General features: G+C 63.8%; 18 protein-coding genes and 1 tRNA gene. 14 read left to right on the top strand and 5 right to left on the bottom strand.

Going from position 1 to position 17168, the window contains the following annotated elements:
* Positions 1–1451: bifunctional aminoglycoside phosphotransferase/ATP-binding protein (locus EOA38_RS08930; protein WP_127298981.1), on the bottom strand; the 1451-nt coding region annotated here is incomplete at its 3' end.
* Between the two features lie 63 nt (positions 1452–1514).
* Positions 1515–1916 carry a cytochrome c gene (locus EOA38_RS08925; protein ID WP_126092059.1) on the bottom strand — a complete coding sequence of 134 codons (402 nt, stop codon included), beginning with the start codon at positions 1914–1916 and terminating at the stop codon, positions 1515–1517.
* Positions 1917–2085: 169 nt separating this feature from the next.
* Between EOA38_RS08925 and EOA38_RS08920 the strand changes: the two genes are divergently transcribed.
* Both EOA38_RS08920 and EOA38_RS08915 read left to right on the top strand, forming a co-directional pair.
* On the top strand, positions 2086–2922 hold the full coding sequence (locus tag EOA38_RS08920; RefSeq protein WP_126092060.1) for a universal stress protein: 837 nt from the start codon (positions 2086–2088) through the stop codon (positions 2920–2922).
* A 717-nt stretch (positions 2923–3639) separates the two neighbouring features.
* Entirely contained in the window at positions 3640–4809 is a 1170-nt protein-coding gene (locus EOA38_RS08915; RefSeq protein ID WP_127298980.1) for an epoxide hydrolase family protein, read from the top strand.
* Between the two features lie 254 nt (positions 4810–5063).
* Here the strand turns inward: EOA38_RS08915 and EOA38_RS08910 are convergent.
* Positions 5064–5153: transfer RNA gene (locus EOA38_RS08910), tRNA-Ser, on the bottom strand.
* 346 nt (positions 5154–5499) lie between these two features.
* Between EOA38_RS08910 and EOA38_RS08905 the strand changes: the two genes are divergently transcribed.
* From EOA38_RS08905 to EOA38_RS08880, 6 genes are all read left to right on the top strand, one after another.
* A complete protein-coding gene (locus EOA38_RS08905; RefSeq protein ID WP_126092061.1) occupies positions 5500–6240 on the top strand; it encodes a metallophosphoesterase family protein in 741 nt (246 codons plus the stop codon).
* Positions 6241–6358: 118 nt separating this feature from the next.
* The gene (locus EOA38_RS08900) at positions 6359–7768 is read left to right on the top strand and encodes a bifunctional serine/threonine-protein kinase/universal stress protein (RefSeq protein WP_126092062.1); all 1410 of its coding nucleotides are present in this window, start codon (positions 6359–6361) and stop codon (positions 7766–7768) included.
* A gap of 186 nt (positions 7769–7954) precedes the next feature.
* Complete coding sequence (locus EOA38_RS08895; RefSeq protein WP_126092063.1) at positions 7955–8680, top strand: hypothetical protein; 726 nt, start codon at positions 7955–7957, stop codon at positions 8678–8680.
* 135 nt (positions 8681–8815) lie between these two features.
* The gene (locus tag EOA38_RS08890) at positions 8816–9136 is read left to right on the top strand and encodes a hypothetical protein (protein ID WP_126092064.1); all 321 of its coding nucleotides are present in this window, start codon (positions 8816–8818) and stop codon (positions 9134–9136) included.
* Between the two features lie 203 nt (positions 9137–9339).
* On the top strand, positions 9340–10329 hold the full coding sequence (locus EOA38_RS08885) for a BMP family ABC transporter substrate-binding protein (protein WP_126092065.1): 990 nt from the start codon (positions 9340–9342) through the stop codon (positions 10327–10329).
* 70 nt (positions 10330–10399) lie between these two features.
* Entirely contained in the window at positions 10400–10855 is a 456-nt protein-coding gene (locus EOA38_RS08880; protein ID WP_126092066.1) for a GNAT family N-acetyltransferase, read from the top strand.
* Here the strand turns inward: EOA38_RS08880 and EOA38_RS08875 are convergent.
* The gene (locus EOA38_RS08875) at positions 10850–11257 is read right to left on the bottom strand and encodes a hypothetical protein (RefSeq protein ID WP_126092067.1); all 408 of its coding nucleotides are present in this window, start codon (positions 11255–11257) and stop codon (positions 10850–10852) included. The genes EOA38_RS08880 and EOA38_RS08875 overlap by 6 nt on opposite strands.
* Before the next feature lie 44 nt (positions 11258–11301).
* Positions 11302–11511 (bottom strand): SlyX family protein, encoded by a 210-nt coding sequence (locus tag EOA38_RS08870; RefSeq protein WP_126092068.1) that lies wholly within the window; start codon positions 11509–11511, stop codon positions 11302–11304.
* Between the two features lie 165 nt (positions 11512–11676).
* On the opposite strand from EOA38_RS08870, the gene EOA38_RS08865 reads away from it, so the two are divergent.
* The 6 genes from EOA38_RS08865 to EOA38_RS08840 form a co-directional block, all read left to right on the top strand.
* Complete coding sequence (locus EOA38_RS08865) at positions 11677–13209, top strand: ABC transporter ATP-binding protein (RefSeq protein WP_126092069.1); 1533 nt, start codon at positions 11677–11679, stop codon at positions 13207–13209.
* Positions 13206–14345, top strand: coding sequence for an ABC transporter permease (locus EOA38_RS08860; RefSeq protein WP_126092070.1), 1140 nt, complete (start codon positions 13206–13208; stop codon positions 14343–14345). The genes EOA38_RS08865 and EOA38_RS08860 overlap by 4 nt, the downstream gene beginning before the upstream one ends.
* A gap of 1 nt (position 14346) precedes the next feature.
* Positions 14347–15318, top strand: a complete 972-nt coding sequence (locus tag EOA38_RS08855; protein ID WP_126092071.1) for an ABC transporter permease — start codon at positions 14347–14349, stop codon at positions 15316–15318.
* 74 nt (positions 15319–15392) lie between these two features.
* Positions 15393–15785, top strand: coding sequence for a cytidine deaminase (gene cdd / locus EOA38_RS08850; RefSeq protein ID WP_126092072.1), 393 nt, complete (start codon positions 15393–15395; stop codon positions 15783–15785).
* 13 nt (positions 15786–15798) lie between these two features.
* The gene (locus tag EOA38_RS08845) at positions 15799–16605 is read left to right on the top strand and encodes a purine-nucleoside phosphorylase (protein ID WP_126092073.1); all 807 of its coding nucleotides are present in this window, start codon (positions 15799–15801) and stop codon (positions 16603–16605) included.
* Positions 16605–17168, top strand: a 564-nt coding sequence (locus tag EOA38_RS08840) for a thymidine phosphorylase (protein WP_127298979.1), incomplete at its 3' end; no start/stop codon positions are given. The genes EOA38_RS08845 and EOA38_RS08840, both read left to right, overlap by 1 nt.

Here is a 17168-nt window from a genome sequence, read left to right as displayed (position 1 = left end):
GATCGAAGCCGATCGCAATATCGCTGAAATCGTCGCGACAGGATGTCGATCGTGGCATCGGAAGGGCCACCCTTGCGCTCGCTGACCCGACGCCACAGGACCGACGGATTGGCCGACAGCCAAAATCCCGCAAACGGAACCTTTATCTCCCTTGCGGCGCGCTCGATCCTGTCGCGATCGTCCGGGTTGTCGAAAACGGCGTCGGCGACGACTGAGCCGCCTTCGGCGAGGATCAGCTCCGCGCGCCACGCGATCTGGCGATAGACGCGTTCCGACACGCCAGGCCGGTAGGCCTTGTCCGGCAGCCTTGTCTCCGCGGCCACCCCGTGCATGGCCTTGCGGATGCGATCGCTCTCGACGACCCGGGCGCCTGGGGCCGCGCCGATGTGGGGGGCGAGCGCCTCGGCGACCGTCGTCTTGCCTGAGCCGCTCAGTCCGCCGATCGCAATGAGCCGCGGCGGCGTTTCGGTCAGCAAGGCTCGGGCGAGCTCGAAATAGGATCGCGCTTCGGCGATCAGCTCCGTGGCGTTGGAGCTGCCTTCCTCGACCTGCGTTGCCGTGACATGCGCGCGCACCGCCGCCCGCACCGCCATGAAGAACGGCAGCAGGATAAAGCCGTCTTCGTCGTCGGCGTCGTCGAGATATCGGTTCATCACCAGATTGGCGAATTGAGGAAAACCGCGATGCCACAGATCCATCAACAGAAATGCGAGGTCGTAGAGCACGTCGACGGTGGCGATCCGGTCGTTGAATTCGATGCAGTCGAACAGGCGAGGCTCGCCGTCGAAGAGGCAGATGTTGCGCAGGTGGAGATCGCCGTGGCAGCGGCGGACACGGCCTGAAGCCTCGCGCCGGTCAAGCAGGCCGGCATGGCGGGCGAGGGCGGCGCGAAACGCCGCGTCGAGCGTTTCGGTCTCCTCCCGATCGAACACGTGGCTTGTCGCAAATCCGGCCGAATTGATCTCGAGCACCCCGCCGATGTTCGCCGATCCGGTGCCGGTGTGCATTTCCTGCGTGCCACGATGATATTGCGCGATCATGCGCGCGGCTTCCGTCATCAGCGCAGGTGTCAATTCGCCCGCGGTCGCCATTCGGTCGAGAAGTTGCGACTGATCGAAACGGACCATCTCGATGACGGCATCGACCAGCTCTCCCGGTCCGTCCATGGCGAGCCGGTCTCCGTCCCGCATTATGCGCCGCACCTGAAGGTAAAGGCCGGGCGCCGTCCTGGAGTTGAGCTCCACCTCCTTTTCGCACGCGCTGAGCCGAAGCTCCGGTGTCGAAAAATCGACATAGGGCAGCTTCACCGCCCGCTTCAGTTTGAAGGCGCGTCGCCCGACAAGGAAAATCCGAGAGATGTGGGTTTCGATCGCCTCAACGGCTCCTGCCTCGCCATAGGCGGCGGGATCCTTCAGCATTTCGACCACGGCATCCTGGTTCTCAACGATCATGGCGCGCGTTCCCGGCCCTGGTTTGCAACATCGTTCGATCCTGCCGGCTGAAACCCATGGGTTTTACTGGCGTTGGAGCGTCTGGACATAACCGGTCAGGTTATGGATGCGTTCCGTGGTGACGGCCTCCCCACCGTAGGGACCGTAGCGTTTCACGTCGTCCGGCAGGAACTGGTCGCCCCAGACCGGCATCTCGCGCTCGCCGTGCTCCGGTATCATGCCGCGGCCGTCGATCGTCGCGTAGACCCGCCAGTATGGAAATTCCCCGCCATTGCGGCTCGTCAGCGTCGTCAGATCCGCGGGACGCTTCCGCAACGCGTCGGCCAAGGGTCCGTCGCCCTTGCCGTCCACACCGTGGCAGACCGCGCAGGAGTTCAGATACTCCTGCTCTCCATTACTCATCTGCTGTGCGGACGAGGCGCTCAGGGTCAGCGCCGCGAAACCCGCCGTAATCCAGAATCTCATTGCTTCGCCTCCTGTTATCGGTGTCAGGCTAATGCTTGCGGCGCGCGCGCACGTTGACCGGGATCAATCTTGCGAGGGGGATCGGTTTGATTCAGCGCAAGGAAGGATTGCGGCCGGCTCGCTACGTCTACGTCCTTAGTGAACCTCTTTCGGAGAAGGAGCCGCCGCCATGGCATTCAAGACATTGCTCACGGTCACAGGACCGGATCACGCAGACGATGATCTGAGGCTCGCCACTGGTCTGTGCGAAGAACTCAACGCGCATCTCTCCGTGCTTGTCCTGCTCATGGCCGCGCCCCCTTCGGGCGGAGAATATGCAGCGGTCGTCTCGCCAGCCTGGCTCGCGGAGCGCGAAGCCGAAATGGAAATGCTGAAGAGACGCACCTCGGCCGTTTCCAAGTTGCTGTCGGAAAGCCGCGTATCGGCTGACCTCGCCACCGACTACCCAGAGCAGTCATGGGCGGATGAAGTCATCGGCCGGCGCGCCCGTTACGCCGATCTGGCCATTGTCGGGCCGGAAATGCTCGCAAGCCACCTGCTCAAGGAGAAGGTCATTGCAGGCGGACTTTTCTCGTCCGGAAAGCCCATCCTGCTGGTCCCCCAGGGCGCGCGCCCGACGTTGAAACCGAAACGCGTCCTTGTCGCGTGGGACGCCGGCCTGGAAGCCACGCGCGCCGTGCGGGAGTCGCTCGACATGCTGTCAGGCGCCGATGAGGTGCGCGTCGTCATGATCGACCCGGTCGAGGACGAACGGCACCATGGAGATGAACCCGGCGCGGACCTGGCCGCCTATCTCGCCCGCCATGGCGTGAAGGTTACGGTCGAGCGCCTGCCGAGTGCAGACCATTCGATCGCCGATGTCCTTCGCCAGCATGCGGTCGACACCGGCGCCGAACTCATTGTCATGGGAGCCTACGGTCATTCCAGGCTGCGCGAGCGCATCTTTGGAGGCGTGACCAAGTCGATGATCGAGGACCCGGGCCTACCGATCCTCATGGCTCGTTGAAGGGCGGCACGGAAAGACGCGGCCGGCGGATCGCCGCAGTCCCCGGCCGGACGGCCTCAGTTGCGACAGCCACTGGGAGATCCGAGCGAACCGGCGATCGGTTTTGGCGTGGTCGGTTGAAGCAATCTGCCTGACACCGGGACAATCGCGACAGGCGCTGTGGCGTGTCAGATCCGTTTGGCCCTCCTTCGCCAAGGCTTCGGAGGGCATCCTGCTTCGCGCTGAGAAGAATTCGCCGGATTCATCCTGCGAGGCGCCCAGCGCGAAGCAGGATGGCGGAGAGAGCGTCTTTCGATCTTAGGCCTATAACGTTGAAAATATTCAACTTTTTATTTTCTTTGTTACGCAGCTTGTTACACGGCCGGGGCGACAGGTCACGGTTTCTATAAGCTCGCTGCTCCGAGTCCGTCCACTCATTTTGAGGGGTATTCGAGAGTCGCGCGCGAAAGGAATGTCGGCTTTGCGCCTCAAATCGGTCATTCGAATGCGCCGTTGGAGATCTTAAAAGCGGACGTTTGTTCTGGCCTTGGGGGAAGTCCGGAAAGGGTGGAAAGCGGACATTGCGCCTACGGCAACGCCGACCTGCATAGCAGACGTTTTGCCGTGGCGCCGTTCGCAAAAAGGATGGCGTTTCAGGAAACGTTGTGCGCAGCTTTCAGTTCAGTCGGTATTACCCTTCGGCGGTCAACGTCGTCAGCCGTTTAAGCGGAGAACATCATGATTTCACCCTACATAATAAACATTCCTGACGAACGGCTCGCCACGATCAGAGCCAAGGTCGAGGCTTATGACTGGAGCCAGCTGCCGGATGCGGGAGGCTGGTCGGCGGGGGTCGGGGTTGATGACCTCAAGCGACTCGCCGGTTATTGGCGGGACAGCTACGACTGGCGTGCGGTCGAACGGCGCCTTAACGCGCTGCCCAACTTCACGGCCGACGTGGAAGGCGAGCACCTCCACTTCGTTCATGTGAAGGGTGACGGCTCCAAGCCGCCCGTACTGCTTCTCCACGGCTGGCCGGGCTCGTTTCTCGAGTTCGAGCGGCTGTTGCAGCCGCTCGCAGCGGACGGGCACGATGTTGTCGTCCCCTCGCTTCCTGGCTTCGCGTTCTCCAACCCGATCACGCGCCCGATCGGCCCGCGGCGGGCTGCTGCGCTCGTGCATGGGCTGATGATACAACTGTTCGGCGACGCGCGGTATTTCGTTCAAGGGGGCGATTGGGGCCACGGCATCGCGGCCTGGGCAGCGCATGATCGACCGGACGCTCTGCTCGGCATCCATATTAACATGATGACCGTGCGTGCGGAGGATGCCGCTCCGACGACCGACGAGGAGAAGTCCTTCGCCGCCAAGCGGGCCGCGATTGCCGATTGGGAGAGGGCCTACTTTCACGAGCAGGAAACACGTCCGCAGACGCTTGGCGTCGCGATGGCCGACAGCCCGGTCGGAGCGGCGGGCTGGATACTCGAAAAGTTCGGCAAGTGGGCCGATCTTCCGACAACCGCCGATGGCGCCCCGGACATATGGAGCAAGTTTTCCGAGGAGGAACTCCTCACCAACATCATGCTCTACATCGCGCCGGCATCGTTCGTGACTGCAACCTGGATCTACTACGGCAGCCGGATTGAGGGGTCGCTGATGCTTCCGGCCGGCACCCGCATCCAGGTGCCGACCGGCGTTGCGGCCTTTCCTGATCCGGTGTTCTTGCCGCCGCCGCGCTCGTTCGCGGAGAAAACCTACAACATCGTGCATTGGACCGACATGCCGCGAGGCGGGCATTTCGCCGCGCTGGAAGAGCCGGAACTGATGCTGGCCGACCTGCGAGCCTTTATCGCGACGGTGTCGGGAGCGCGCTTTGGCTGCTTTCGGGACCATGGATTGACTGCCTAAACGTCTCCAATTGGGCGCTTCCTGCCATTCGGAAGTGCCCGCCGCGCACGGCAGTTATCCAATCGCCAAGACCCGAAAGCTGACTGTCCGCTCACGGCCCCAAACACGACGCTGATCACCTCGAGGTTGAGCGACGCCATGGCGGACCAAGTGGATTCCCGACAGTTTGTCACATAGATTAAGGACGCTTCGACTTTTAAGTGCGCCATGAACTGGCTAAGTATTTGAAATCATTGATTCATTAGGAAAACTTATGGCGGAGAGAGCGGGATTCGAACCCGCGTTACGGTTTCCCGTAAACACACTTTCCAGGCGTGCGCCTTCAACCACTCGGCCACCTCTCCGTCCTTGCATTCTCGCGCCGGCCGGTTTCGCCGTGCGGATTGGGGAGATGCATCTCCCTCGGGAAGGCCTCATCGGACAATCTGGGGAGCCTTCAACCGGCGGGCAACCCCTTCCCAGCACCTCTAACCGTCTAGGCAAACAGGCGCGGGGCTCATCTAGTCGATCCTAAAGCGAATGCCAAGCCATAATGGCATTGCAAACGGCATTTGCCGTCTGGCGCCGAGACAGCTCCGGCCGCCGCTGGGACGGAAGGCCTTGCCGCGGTTCGTGCATGGCCATTGAGCCGGATCAAATCCCTTGCGGCCGCCGGCTTGCTATCTTGCGCCGGTTTCGGGACAAGGTTGAATGCGCATCGCGATCCTGTCTGACATCCATGCCAACCGCGAGGCGTTCGACGCAGTCCTGGAGGCCGTTCAGAATCTGGCGCCGGACCAGTTGGTCCTGCTTGGCGACCTGGTCGGCTATGGGCCCGATCCTGTCTACGTGGTCGAGGAGGCGGCCGATCTGGCAAGGAGCGGCGCCTTCTGCATCATGGGCAACCATGACGAGGCGGCGGCGCTTGGCCGGAACGACATGACCGAGAACGCGCGGGTCTCCATCGAGTGGACCCGCAAGCAGCTCGGCCGGGAGCATCTCGATTTCCTGGCGCGGCTGCCGCTTTCGCTGCGGTCCGAGGACCGGCTCTATGTCCACGCCAGCGCGGATCGGCCGGAAAAATGGGTCTATATACGCGAAGTCGACGCGGCGGGACGCTGCTTGTCCTCGAGCGATGCCCGCTTCATCTTCTGTGGCCACACCCACATTCCGGCCATCTACTACGCCTTGCCCGGCGCGCGGCCCATCCATTTTTCGCCGCGGAACAATGTGGCGGCGCCCTTGTCCGGACTGCGGCGGCATCTGATCGTCGTTGGCGCGGTCGGCCAGCCGCGCGACGGCAATCCGGCCGCCTGCTTTGCGCTTCTCGACACCGAACGGCATGAGGTGACAATGGTTCGCGTTCCTTACGATCATGAGGCGACCGCCCGCAAGATCGAGGCGTCCGGCCTGCCCGCGTGGCTTGGCATGCGCTTGAAAATTGGCCGCTAGAGCGGTTCGCCGTTTCACGGAAACGGCGACCCGCTATAGCTCCTTGTTTTGACGCAATTCCGGGCGGAAAACCGCTCACACTTTTCCTGGAATTGCTCTAGTTTCCCGGAGACGATCGATGGACAGGTTGGAGGCAGGGGCAAGCATCGACGGTTTCGAACTCGTCGAAAGGCTTCAGTCCGGCGGCATGGCGGCGCTGTGGCGCGCGAAAAATTCGAAGTTCGATTTTCCGCTTCTGCTGAAGATCCCTTTTCTCGACCCAGGCGGGGACGTCTCCGTCATTCTTGGCTTCGAAGCCGAGGAACTGATCCTCAAACGCCTGTCGGGTCCGCATGTGCCGCGCTACGCCGCATCCGGCGGCCTGGCAAAGGTCCCCTATATCGCAATGGAGTTCGTTGCCGGGGTCGGCCTGGCGGAAGCGGCCGGCCGCACGCCGTTGCCGCCGGACGAGGTGGCAAGGATCGGCGCCGAAATCGCGAAGGCGCTCGCCGCCTTGCACCGCCAGAAGGTCGTTCATCTCGATCTCAAGCCCGAGAACATCATCCTGGCCGAGCGCGGCGCCGTGCTTCTGGACTTCGGCCTCGCCCGCCACGCCGAGCTTCCGGACCTTCTCGGCGAGGAGAGTTCCGTGCCGATGGGCACCGCAGCCTATATTTCGCCGGAACAGGTTCTGGGCGAGAGGTCCGATCCCGCAAGCGACCTGTTTGCGCTGGGCTGCATCCTCTATCAGCTCGTCACCGGCGAGGAGCCGTTCGGACGTCCGGCCACGCTCGCCGGAATGAAGCGCAGGCTCTATCATGCGCCCAAGCCGCCGCGAGATATCGACAAGGCCATTCCGAGGTGGTTGGAAGCCGTCATCCTGCGATGCATGGAAGTCGACAGGTCCAAGCGCTATGCCGAGGCGGCGCATGTGCTTTCAGACCTCAGAAACCCCGACCAGGTCGTGGTTGCCAGGCCGCGCGCGCCATCGAACGCAAGAAGCTGGGACGGCATCAGGAATCTCTTCCGCAGAACAGATGAGAAGGCGCTGGTGGGGAAGCCGGCTAGCTCGAGGGTACAGGCCGGACCGCCGATCGTTCTGGCCGCGGTCGACCTCGCCAACGGAAGCGATGCGCTGGCTGCCGAGGTTCTCCACGAAACCGCGCGCGTGCTTGCCGCGCGGGAGGATTCCTGGCTGGCCTGTGTGACGGTGCTGAAGACCGAGATCATCGGCGACACGCCGGCCGCCGATGAATCAGGACAACTGACCTACCTGAAGCGGCTGGTGGCGCTCAAAGACTGGGCGCATCCTCTGCATCTGCCGGAGGACCGCATAAGCTATCATGTGCTCGAGGCCGTCAGCCCGGCCGACGCCATCCTCCACTACGCCGAGCACAATGACGTTGGGCATATCGTTGTCGGCGCCCGCTCGTCTTCGGCGCTTCGCCGGCATCTCGGCAGTGTCTCGACCAAAGTCGTGGCGCGCGCCCTTTGCTCGGTATCGGTCGTCCGGTTGAAGGCGATGGAGGAGCTAAGGCGACAGCCGTGATGTCGTCGGTGCTCCGCAGGGCCCGTCCGCGCTTGACTTCGGCCCTGGTTGCCTGTCGACTCCCATGGAGCGCTTCGGTGTTCGGTAGAATCGCTGGATCGCTCCAACTGTTGGTTTCCTGCAAATTCGCATGGGAGCGGCTGCTCCTGGAATTGCATTGGGCTTTGCGAGGGGCATTGTCCTGACATGGCATCGATCGACCAGCAACCCGCGGGCCGGCCGGACAGCGGGCTCTCCTTCATCCCGGTGGCGTGGCTGATGATCGTCATGGGGCTGTCGGCCTATGGCCTGATCTCGAGCTGGCGGCTGATCGGCGACTTCAACCTGCCGGAAAGTGTGTTGTTCCTGATCTATGGCGGCCTCGCCGGCGGCCTCGTCACGATCCTGTGGGGGCTTTACCTGCTCGGCCTCGCCTTCAACCGGTCGGCGCGTTTCCCCCGCCACTACACCATCTGGCAGGTGGCCATCATCCTGTGGCTCGTCGTGCGCCAGGCCTATACGCTTCTGGTGCCCGACTTCGTCTTCTCCGCCGAAGCGCTGGGCCTCACCATAGCCGAGATCGCCATCGGCCTGCTCTGCATCTATCTCCTGCGGCGAGGCGCCGGCGCCGAGGCGGTCTACGCCAATCCGGAGACCGAACGCCCGCCGCTCCTGGTCTCGCTCGTTGCGGCGCTGCTCGGGATCATCCTTGGCGGCGCCATCGGCGCCGGAGCCGGATTTCTTGCCGGGTCGCTGATCGCGGACGCCACCCATATGAGCTGCTTCGAGGGCGCCTGCGGGTTTTTCGCCGCCTTCGTCGGCCTCGCGGGCCTGATCGTCGGCGCGGTCGCCGGCGGAATCTTCGCCATCTGGCGGGTCAACCGGCGAAAGCAGGCGCCATCGGCGCAAAGCAATTCCGGGAAAAATGCGTAGCGGTTTGCCGTCCGGAATTGCGTCAAAACAAATAGATAGAGCCGCTCAAAATCGTGTGTCGCGATTGCGTGGCGGTTGCGCACGCTCTATGTCGGTTGCGGGGCAGACGGGAGCTTTTCCCGGGGAGAGCGTTGGATGTTGCGTTTCATCTTTCGGCTGGCGGCTATGGTTGCATTGTCTATTTCCGTCATCATGGCGGTGATCGACACCACGCGCTCGGTGGCGGCATCGGCGCTCGTCATGACGCCGCTCAACGCAAGCTGGCTGGCGGTATCGCCCGACACCCGAGCGGCCTTCGAGACCTATGTACGCGCCAACGCCAGTCCGCTGGTCTGGGACGGCGCCATCGCCTGGGTGCTCGGCCAGCCCGGTTTCGCGGTGTTCGCGGTGTTGGCGTTCCTGCTCTACGCCATCGGCTACCGGCGGCGGCGCCACGAATTCGCTCCGACCAACTGACGCGGAGGTTTCGTTCCGCATGAAACGGTCGGCCCGACCGCTTTTTCCAAGAGGTCAAAATTCCACGTGAATTTTGTTTCGGGCCGTGCCAGATTGGCCGCGAGCGGGAGGGGAAAACACTTCCTGCCTGACGTCGCATGCCTGCCGGAGAACCGGGCAGGGATGCGGTGCAAACGGAAAATAACCGACAGGGTGTGGATCACATGAAACGTATCGTTCTCGGCCTTCTGGCCGCAACTGCAATGGTTCTTCCGGCTTTCGCCGCGGATGTCCAGCCGGCCATCCTCTACGATCTCGGCGGAAAGTTCGACAAATCCTTCAACGAGGCCGCCTTTCACGGCGCCGAGAAGTTCAAGGCCGAAACCGGCGTCGCTTACGTCGAATTCGAGGTTTCCAACGCCTCGCAGCGCGAGCAGGCGCTGCGCCGCTTCGCCGAGGACGGCCGCAACCCGATCGTCATGGCCGGCTTCGCCTGGGAGGATGCGCTGAAGAAGGTCGCGGCCGAATATACCGACCTCAACTTCGCCATCATCGACGATGCCGTCGACCTGCCCAATGTCCGCTCGCTGGTATTCAAGGAAAATGAGGGCTCGTACCTCGTCGGCATCCTGGCGGCGATGGCGTCGAAGTCGAAGAAGGTCGGCTTCGTCGGCGGCATGGACATTCCGCTGATCCGCAAGTTCGAGTGCGGTTATGTCGGCGGCGCCAAGTCGGCCGGCGCCACCGACGTCATCCAGAACATGACCGGCGACACGCCGGCCGCCTGGAACGACCCGGCCAAGGGCGGCGAGATCGCCAAGACGCAGATCGACCAGGGCGCGGACGTCGTCTATGCCGCCGCGGGCGGCACCGGCGTCGGCGTGCTGCAGGCGGCCGCTGATGCCGGCAAGCTCGGCATCGGCGTCGATTCCAACCAGAACGGCCTGCAGCCCGGCAAGGTGCTGACCTCGATGATGAAGCGCGTCGACGTCGCCGTCTACAACGCCTTCATGGACGGCAAGAACGGCACCTTCAAGGGCGGCGTCCAGAATCTCGGCCTCAAGGAGGGCGGCGTGGACTACGCCATGGACGACAACAACAAGGCGCTGGTGACCGACGAGATGAAGGCGGCCGTTGAAAAGGCCAAGGCCGACATCATCGCCGGCAAGGTCCAGGTGCACGACTATACCGCGGACAACAATTGCCCGTATTGATCGGCAGATCGAGTCAAGGTTTGTTTGACCGCCGGGCCTTCGCCCGGCGGTTTCTTTTTGGATAAGCATCATGCAACCGACAATCGACGCCATGACCGAGCGCGACGTCGAGGCCATAGCGAAACTACGCCTTGCGGCTTTCTTCGAGGGTACGGGCCGGACGCTCGAAGAAGATATTGCCGGGCTTATCGCATTGCTCGGTGGCGACGGGTTGGAGGCGGCCTTCGTCGCCCGCGTCGGCGGCGCGCCGATCGGAAGCTGCCTGCTCGTTCGCAATGAGATCGATCCGGCGCATGATGTGACACCATGGCTTGCCGGGCTTGTCGTTGACGAAGCGCATCGAAGCCAGGGCGTTGGCGCAGCGCTGCTAAGAGCCGTCGAGGCCCATGCTGCATCGGCGGGCGTGGACAGGCTTTATCTCTACACCTGGGAGGCCCGTCTTTTTTACGAAGCGCTCGGCTGGACTGCGGTCGATACTTTCGACCAGGACGGCCAGCCGATGCGTCTGATGTCGCGTGAACTATAGCGTGCCCGCCAGATAGCCCAGCGCGAAGGCCGCCAGCAGGGCGAGCGCGATGACAAGTCCGAGCCGGCCGCCCAGGGAATGTACGCCGACGCCGTAGGGCTTGCGCTCGAGTCGATGGATCATGATCGGTTGCGGCTGCGATTCGCCGTTGCTCAGCCCGGCAAGCCGCATCTGCGGCAACCCGGCCAGCCGCTGCTGGACAAGATTCCAGCGCTCGTCGGAGGCCGCGTTGGATGGCGCGGTCGTTTCCAGGGCACGCATGCGCTCGGCGAGCCGCAGCACCGCGTCGCGAAAGGCGGGATCGATCTCGAGGTCGCGCTCGGCGCGGGCGCGTTCCCTTTCGTCCATCAGGCCGAAAACATAGTCGCCGGCCCTTGCGATGCGGTCTCCTTCACTGGCCATGACCGTTCTCCCCCAAAAATGCCCGCTCACCCCCCAATGCCCGCTCAATAGTGCGGCGGCTTGGTCACCGGCACGTCGGGAGCGGCCTGCTCCTCCAGGGCCAGGAACCGATCGGCAAGGGCGGCGAGCTTGCGTTCCATGCGTTCGATCACCTTCCACTGCTCGGCTATCTGGCCGGACAGTTCCTCGATCGTCTTTTCCTGCTCGGCGGCACGGATTTCCAGCGTCGTCAGCCGGTCGTCAGGTTTGGTCATTCAAAACTCGGGTTCTGTGAATGTGAAGCTCTCGGCCACGTTCGAAATTGACAAGCGCGCGGGGATTTGTCGAGAGTGAATGGTGTTCCGGCCAATTGGCACGGGCGGGGCATCATGCTAGGCATTTTGACCAAGCGATAAAAAAATAAGAGTGGGACAGGCTGCATGGCGCAAGCCGCAATCGAACTCATAGGCATCAACAAGAGTTTTGGCGCGGTGCGCGCCAACCGCGACATCAACCTGGAAGTCGTGCGCGGCACCATCCACGGCATCGTCGGCGAGAACGGCGCCGGCAAGTCGACGCTGATGTCGATCCTCTATGGCTTCTACCAGGCCGACAGCGGCGAAATCCACGTCGGCGGCAAGCCGGTGTCGATCAGCACCTCCAACGACGCCATCGCGCTCGGCATCGGCATGGTGCACCAGCATTTCATGCTGGTCGACAATTTCACGGTGCTGGAGAACGTCATCCTCGGCGCCGAGAATGACGCGCTCTTGAAGAGCAGCATCGCCAAGGCGCGCTCGGAGCTCGAGCGGCTCGAGCGCGAATACGGCCTCGAGGTCGATCCCGATGCCGTCATCGAGGAACTGCCGGTCGGTCTCCAGCAGCGCGTCGAAATCCTCAAGGCGCTCTATCGCGGCGCCGAGATCCTGATCCTCGACGAGCCGACCGGGGTTCTGACGCCGGCCGAGGCCGACCACCTTTTCCGCATCCTCAAGCAATTGAAGGAGCAGGGAAAAACGGTGGTGCTGATCACCCATAAGCTGCGTGAGATCATGGCCATCACCGACACGGTGTCGGTCATGCGCCAGGGAACCATGGTGGCCACCAGGGTGACGAAGGAAACCACGGTCGGCGAGCTGGCCGAGCTGATGGTCGGCCGGCGCGTGCTCTTGCGGGTCGAGAAGGGCCAGTCGGAGGCCGGCGCGATAAAGCTCTCGGTCAAGAACCTGACGGTCAAGGATTCGCGCGGCGTCACCATGGTCGACGACGTCTCCTTCGACGTGCGCGGCGGCGAGATCGTCGGCATCGCCGGCGTGGCCGGCAACGGCCAGTCGGAACTGCTCGAGGCGATCTCCGGTATCCGGCATGCCGTCTCGGGCGAGGTCATGCTCGAAGGCAAGCCGGTCGACCTCACCGGCAAGGCCGATCCCGGCGAATTGCGCGACCGCGGTCTCGCGCATGTGCCGGAGGATCGCCACCATGTCGGGCTGGTGCTCGCCTTCGAGGAGAACGAGAATTCGATCCTCGGCTATCACGACGACGAGCGTTATTTGAAGGGACCGTTTCTCAACGTCGATGCCATCATGGCCGACGCGAAGGACAAGATCGAGAAATACGACATCCGTCCTGGCAATCCGCGGCTGAGGACGGCCAATTTCTCGGGCGGCAACCAGCAGAAGATCGTGCTGGCGCGGGAGATGGAGCAAGACCCCGGCGTGCTGATCGTCGGCCAGCCGACGCGCGGCGTCGATGTCGGCGCCATCGAATTCATCCATAAGCGGCTGATCGCCATGCGCGACCAGGGCAAGGCGGTGCTGGTGGTGTCGGTCGAGCTCGACGAGATCCGCTCGCTGTCGGACCGCATCCTGGTGATGTTCGCCGGCCGCATCGTCGGCGAGCGCGGGCCGGAGGCGACCGAAGGCGAGCTTGGTCTCCTGATGGCCGGCGTCGAACACCAGGAGGCCGCCGAATGAGCACGCCCTACGCCAAGCTGCCGGCCTGGGCCGACTATGGGCTGATCCCGCTGATCAATCTCTCGGTGGCCTTCATCGTCGCCGGCTTCGTCGTCATGCTGGTCGGCGAAAATCCGTTCCGCGCCGCCGTCATCCTGGTCGAGGGCGCTTTCGGCAAGGGCACGGGCATCGCCTTCACCTTGTTCTACGCCACCACCTTCATCTTCACCGGGCTGTCGGTGGCGGTGGCGGCGCATTGCAGCCTGTTCAACATCGGCACCGAGGGCCAGGCCTATATCGGCGGCCTCGGCATCGCGCTCGTCTGCCTCAGCTTCGACAGCGTGCTGCCCTGGTGGGTGATCTTTCCGATAGCGATCGTCGCCGCGGCGGTGTTCGGCGCGCTCTGGGGCTTCATCCCCGCCTATCTGCAGGCCAAGCGCGGCTCGCACATCGTCATCACCACCATCATGTTCAACTTCATCGCCGCCTCGGTGATGGTCTATCTGCTGGTCGGTCCGCTGAAGCCGGCCGGATCGCAGGCGCCGCAGACACGCAATTTCCTCGCCGGCGCGGAATTGCCGAAGCTCAACTGGATCATCGAATTGTTCGGCGCCAAGATCCGCTCGGCGCCGCTCAACATCTGCTTCCTGCTGGCGCTGGTGATGGCGTTCCTGGTCTGGCTGCTGATCTGGCGCACCAAGCTCGGTTACGAGATGCGCACCTATGGCCATAGCCCGAAGGCTGCGCGCTATGCCGGTATTTCGGAAACCCGCATCATCCTCACCGCGATGATGATCTCGGGCGCGCTGGCCGGCATGATGGCGCTCAACCCGGTGATGGGCGACCAGCACAATGTCGCCATCGATTTCGTCTCGGGCGCCGGCTATGTCGGCATCGCCGTGGCGCTGATGGGCAGGCTGCATCCGGTCGGCATCGTGCTGGCGGCGATCCTGTTCGGCATGCTTTACCAGGGCGGTGCCGAACTTGCCTTCGAGATGCCGGCGATCAGCCGCGACATGATCGTCATCATCCAGGGCCTGGTCATCCTCTTTGCCGGGGCGCTGGAGCATATGTTCAGGCCGTATATCCAGACGCTGTTCGCCTCGTTCAGCCCGAAAGCTGTCGGCATCGAAGCGGTCAAGGGGAAGGGGGCCTGAGATGGACAGTTTCGCCGCCATCGTCCAGGTGCTGGACTCGACCATCCGACTGTCGGTGCCGCTGCTGCTTGCCTGCCTCGCCGGCCTTTATTCCGAGCGCGCCGGCATCTTCGACATCGGCCTCGAAGGCAAGATGCTGGTCGGCGCCTTCGCCGGCGCAGCCGCGGCCTCGGTCTTCCATTCCGCCTTGATCGGCCTCGGCATGGCCATCCTGATCTCGGTCGCCTTCGCCATGGTGCACGGCTTCGCCTCGATCACGCATCGCGGCAACCAGATCGTCTCCGGCGTCGCCATCAATTTCGTTGCCGCCGGCTCGACCATCATCCTCGGCCAGGCCTGGTTCCAGCAGGGCGGACGCACGCCGGCGCTGCAGCCGGGCGAGCGGTTCGAGGCGATCGTTTGGCCCGGCGCCGAAGCCGTCCGTGACGTGCCGATCCTCGGGCCGATCTATGCCGAGCTGATCTCGGGTCATTCGATCCTGGTCTACTTCGCCTTCGCGATGGTGCCGTTCACCTGGTGGGTGCTGTTCCGCACCCGTTTCGGCCTCAGGATGCGCGCGGTCGGCGAGAACCCGGCCGCCGTCGACACCGCCGGCATCTCGGTCGCCTGGCTGCGCTACCGGGCGCTGATCTGCACCGGCGTGCTTACCGGCGTCGCCGGCGCCTATCTGTCGATGGTGCAGAATGGCGGCTTCGTGAAGGACATGACGGCGGGCAAGGGCTACATTGCGCTCGCCGCGCTGATCTTCGCCAAATGGAAGCCGGTCAACGCCATGTTCGCCTGCCTGCTGTTCGGCTTCCTCGACGCGCTGTCGATCCGCCTGCAAGGCACGGCGCTGCCGGTCATCGGCAAGGTACCGGTGCAGTTCATGCAGGCATTGCCCTATGTGCTCACCGTCATCCTGCTCGCCGGCTTCATCGGCAAGGCGATCCCGCCGCGCGCCGGCGGCGTGCCCTACGTCAAGGAACGCTGAGATCGCGACGACACGAACGGCCCCGCCTCGGTGGCAATCGGCTTTTGGACAAGATCGTGGGAGAGAAGACCTGAATGTCGCATGATCTGTTCGAGGCGGCGAAGGCCGCGATGGCGAAGGCCTATGCGCCCTATTCCAAGTTTCCGGTGGGCGCGGCGCTGCGCACCGAGGACGGGCGCATCTTTGCCGGCGCCAACATCGAGGTGGCGTCCTATCCCGAAGGCTGGTGCGCCGAGACCACGGCGCTCGGCCACTACATCATGGGTGGCGGCGGCAAGATCACCGAGATCGCGGTGATTGCCGAGCGCATGGCCAGATGCACGCCCTGCGGCGGCTGCCGGCAGCGGCTGGCGGAGTTCTGCCGGCCGGAGACCAAGCTCTATCTCTGCGACAATACCGGCGTGGTCGAAACAGTCACCATGGGCGATATGCTGCCTTACGGCTTCAGGGGCGACATTTTGAAATGAAGAGCGGCTTGAAATGAAGGAAGCACTGGATCATCTGGTCGAGAAGCTCGACGGGCTGGCGCCGACCGCGGCCCTTGTCTTGGGTTCCGGCCTGGGTGGACTGGTCGACCAGGTCGAGGATGCGCGGCGTATCTCTTATGCCGAGCTGCCCGGCTTCCCGCGAAGCGGTGTCTCCGGCCATGCCGGCGAGGTGGTGGCCGGGTATTTCGCCGGCACGCCCGTGCTGATGCTGTCCGGCCGCGCCCACTACTACGAGCACGGCAACGCCGCCGCGATGCGCCCGGCGCTGGAGGCGCTTGCCGGCATCGGCATCTCGCATCTCATTCTCACCAACGCCGCCGGCTCCGTCGAGCCCGACATGGGGCCGGGTTCAGTGATGCTGATCACCGACCACATCAATTTTTCCGGTTCCAATCCGCTGATCGGTGAGCCGAGCGACCGCCGCTTCGTCGGCCTCACCGAGGCCTATGATGCCGGTCTGCGCAAGGCGATCGAGAAGGCGGCCAAGGCAACCGGCACCGCGCTGCACCAGGGCGTCTACATGTGGTTCTCGGGACCATGTTTCGAGACGCCGGCCGAGATCCGCATGGCGCGCATCATGGGCGCCAACGCCGTCGGCATGTCGACCGTGCCGGAAGTCATCCTCGCCCGCTTCCTCGGCCTCAAGGTCGCCGCCTGCTCGGTCATCACCAACCTGGCGGCCGGCATGACCGGAGCCGAGCTCTCGCACCAGGAAACCAAGGACATGGCGCCGATCGGCGGCGCGCGGCTGGCGACGATCCTGCGGCGTGTCTTCCAGGAAGGTTTGCCGGAAAGCTGATGCTCCCCCAGGAAATCATCCGCCGCAAGCGCGACGGCCACAGGCTCTCGGCGTCCGAGATCGCGACCTTCATCGAGGGGATAACGGCCGGCACCCTCTCGGAGGGACAGATCGGCGCCTTTGCCATGGCCGTGTTCCTCAAAGGCATGAGCCGTGAGGAGGCGGTGGCGCTGACGATTGCCATGCGCGATTCCGGCGACGTGCTCGACTGGTCCGACCTGCCGGGCCCGGTCACCGACAAGCATTCGACCGGCGGCGTCGGCGACAATGTCTCGCTGATGCTGGCGCCGATCGTCGCCGCCTGCGGCGCCTATGTGCCGATGATCTCCGGCCGCGGCCTTGGCCATACCGGCGGCACGCTCGACAAGATGGACGCCATTCCCGGCTATACCAGCCAGCCGGATGTGGCGCGCTTCCGCAAAACGGTGCTGGAAACCGGCTGCGCCATTATCGGCCAGACCGCCGATCTCGCGCCGGCCGACCGCCGGCTCTACGCGATCCGCGACGTGACCGGCACGGTGGAGTCGGTGCCGTTGATCACCGCCTCGATCCTGTCGAAAAAG

Source organism: Mesorhizobium sp. M1E.F.Ca.ET.041.01.1.1, assembly GCF_003997355.1.
GTDB lineage: Bacteria > Pseudomonadota > Alphaproteobacteria > Rhizobiales > Rhizobiaceae > Mesorhizobium.
This window is presented reverse-complemented; position numbering and strand designations above follow the sequence as displayed.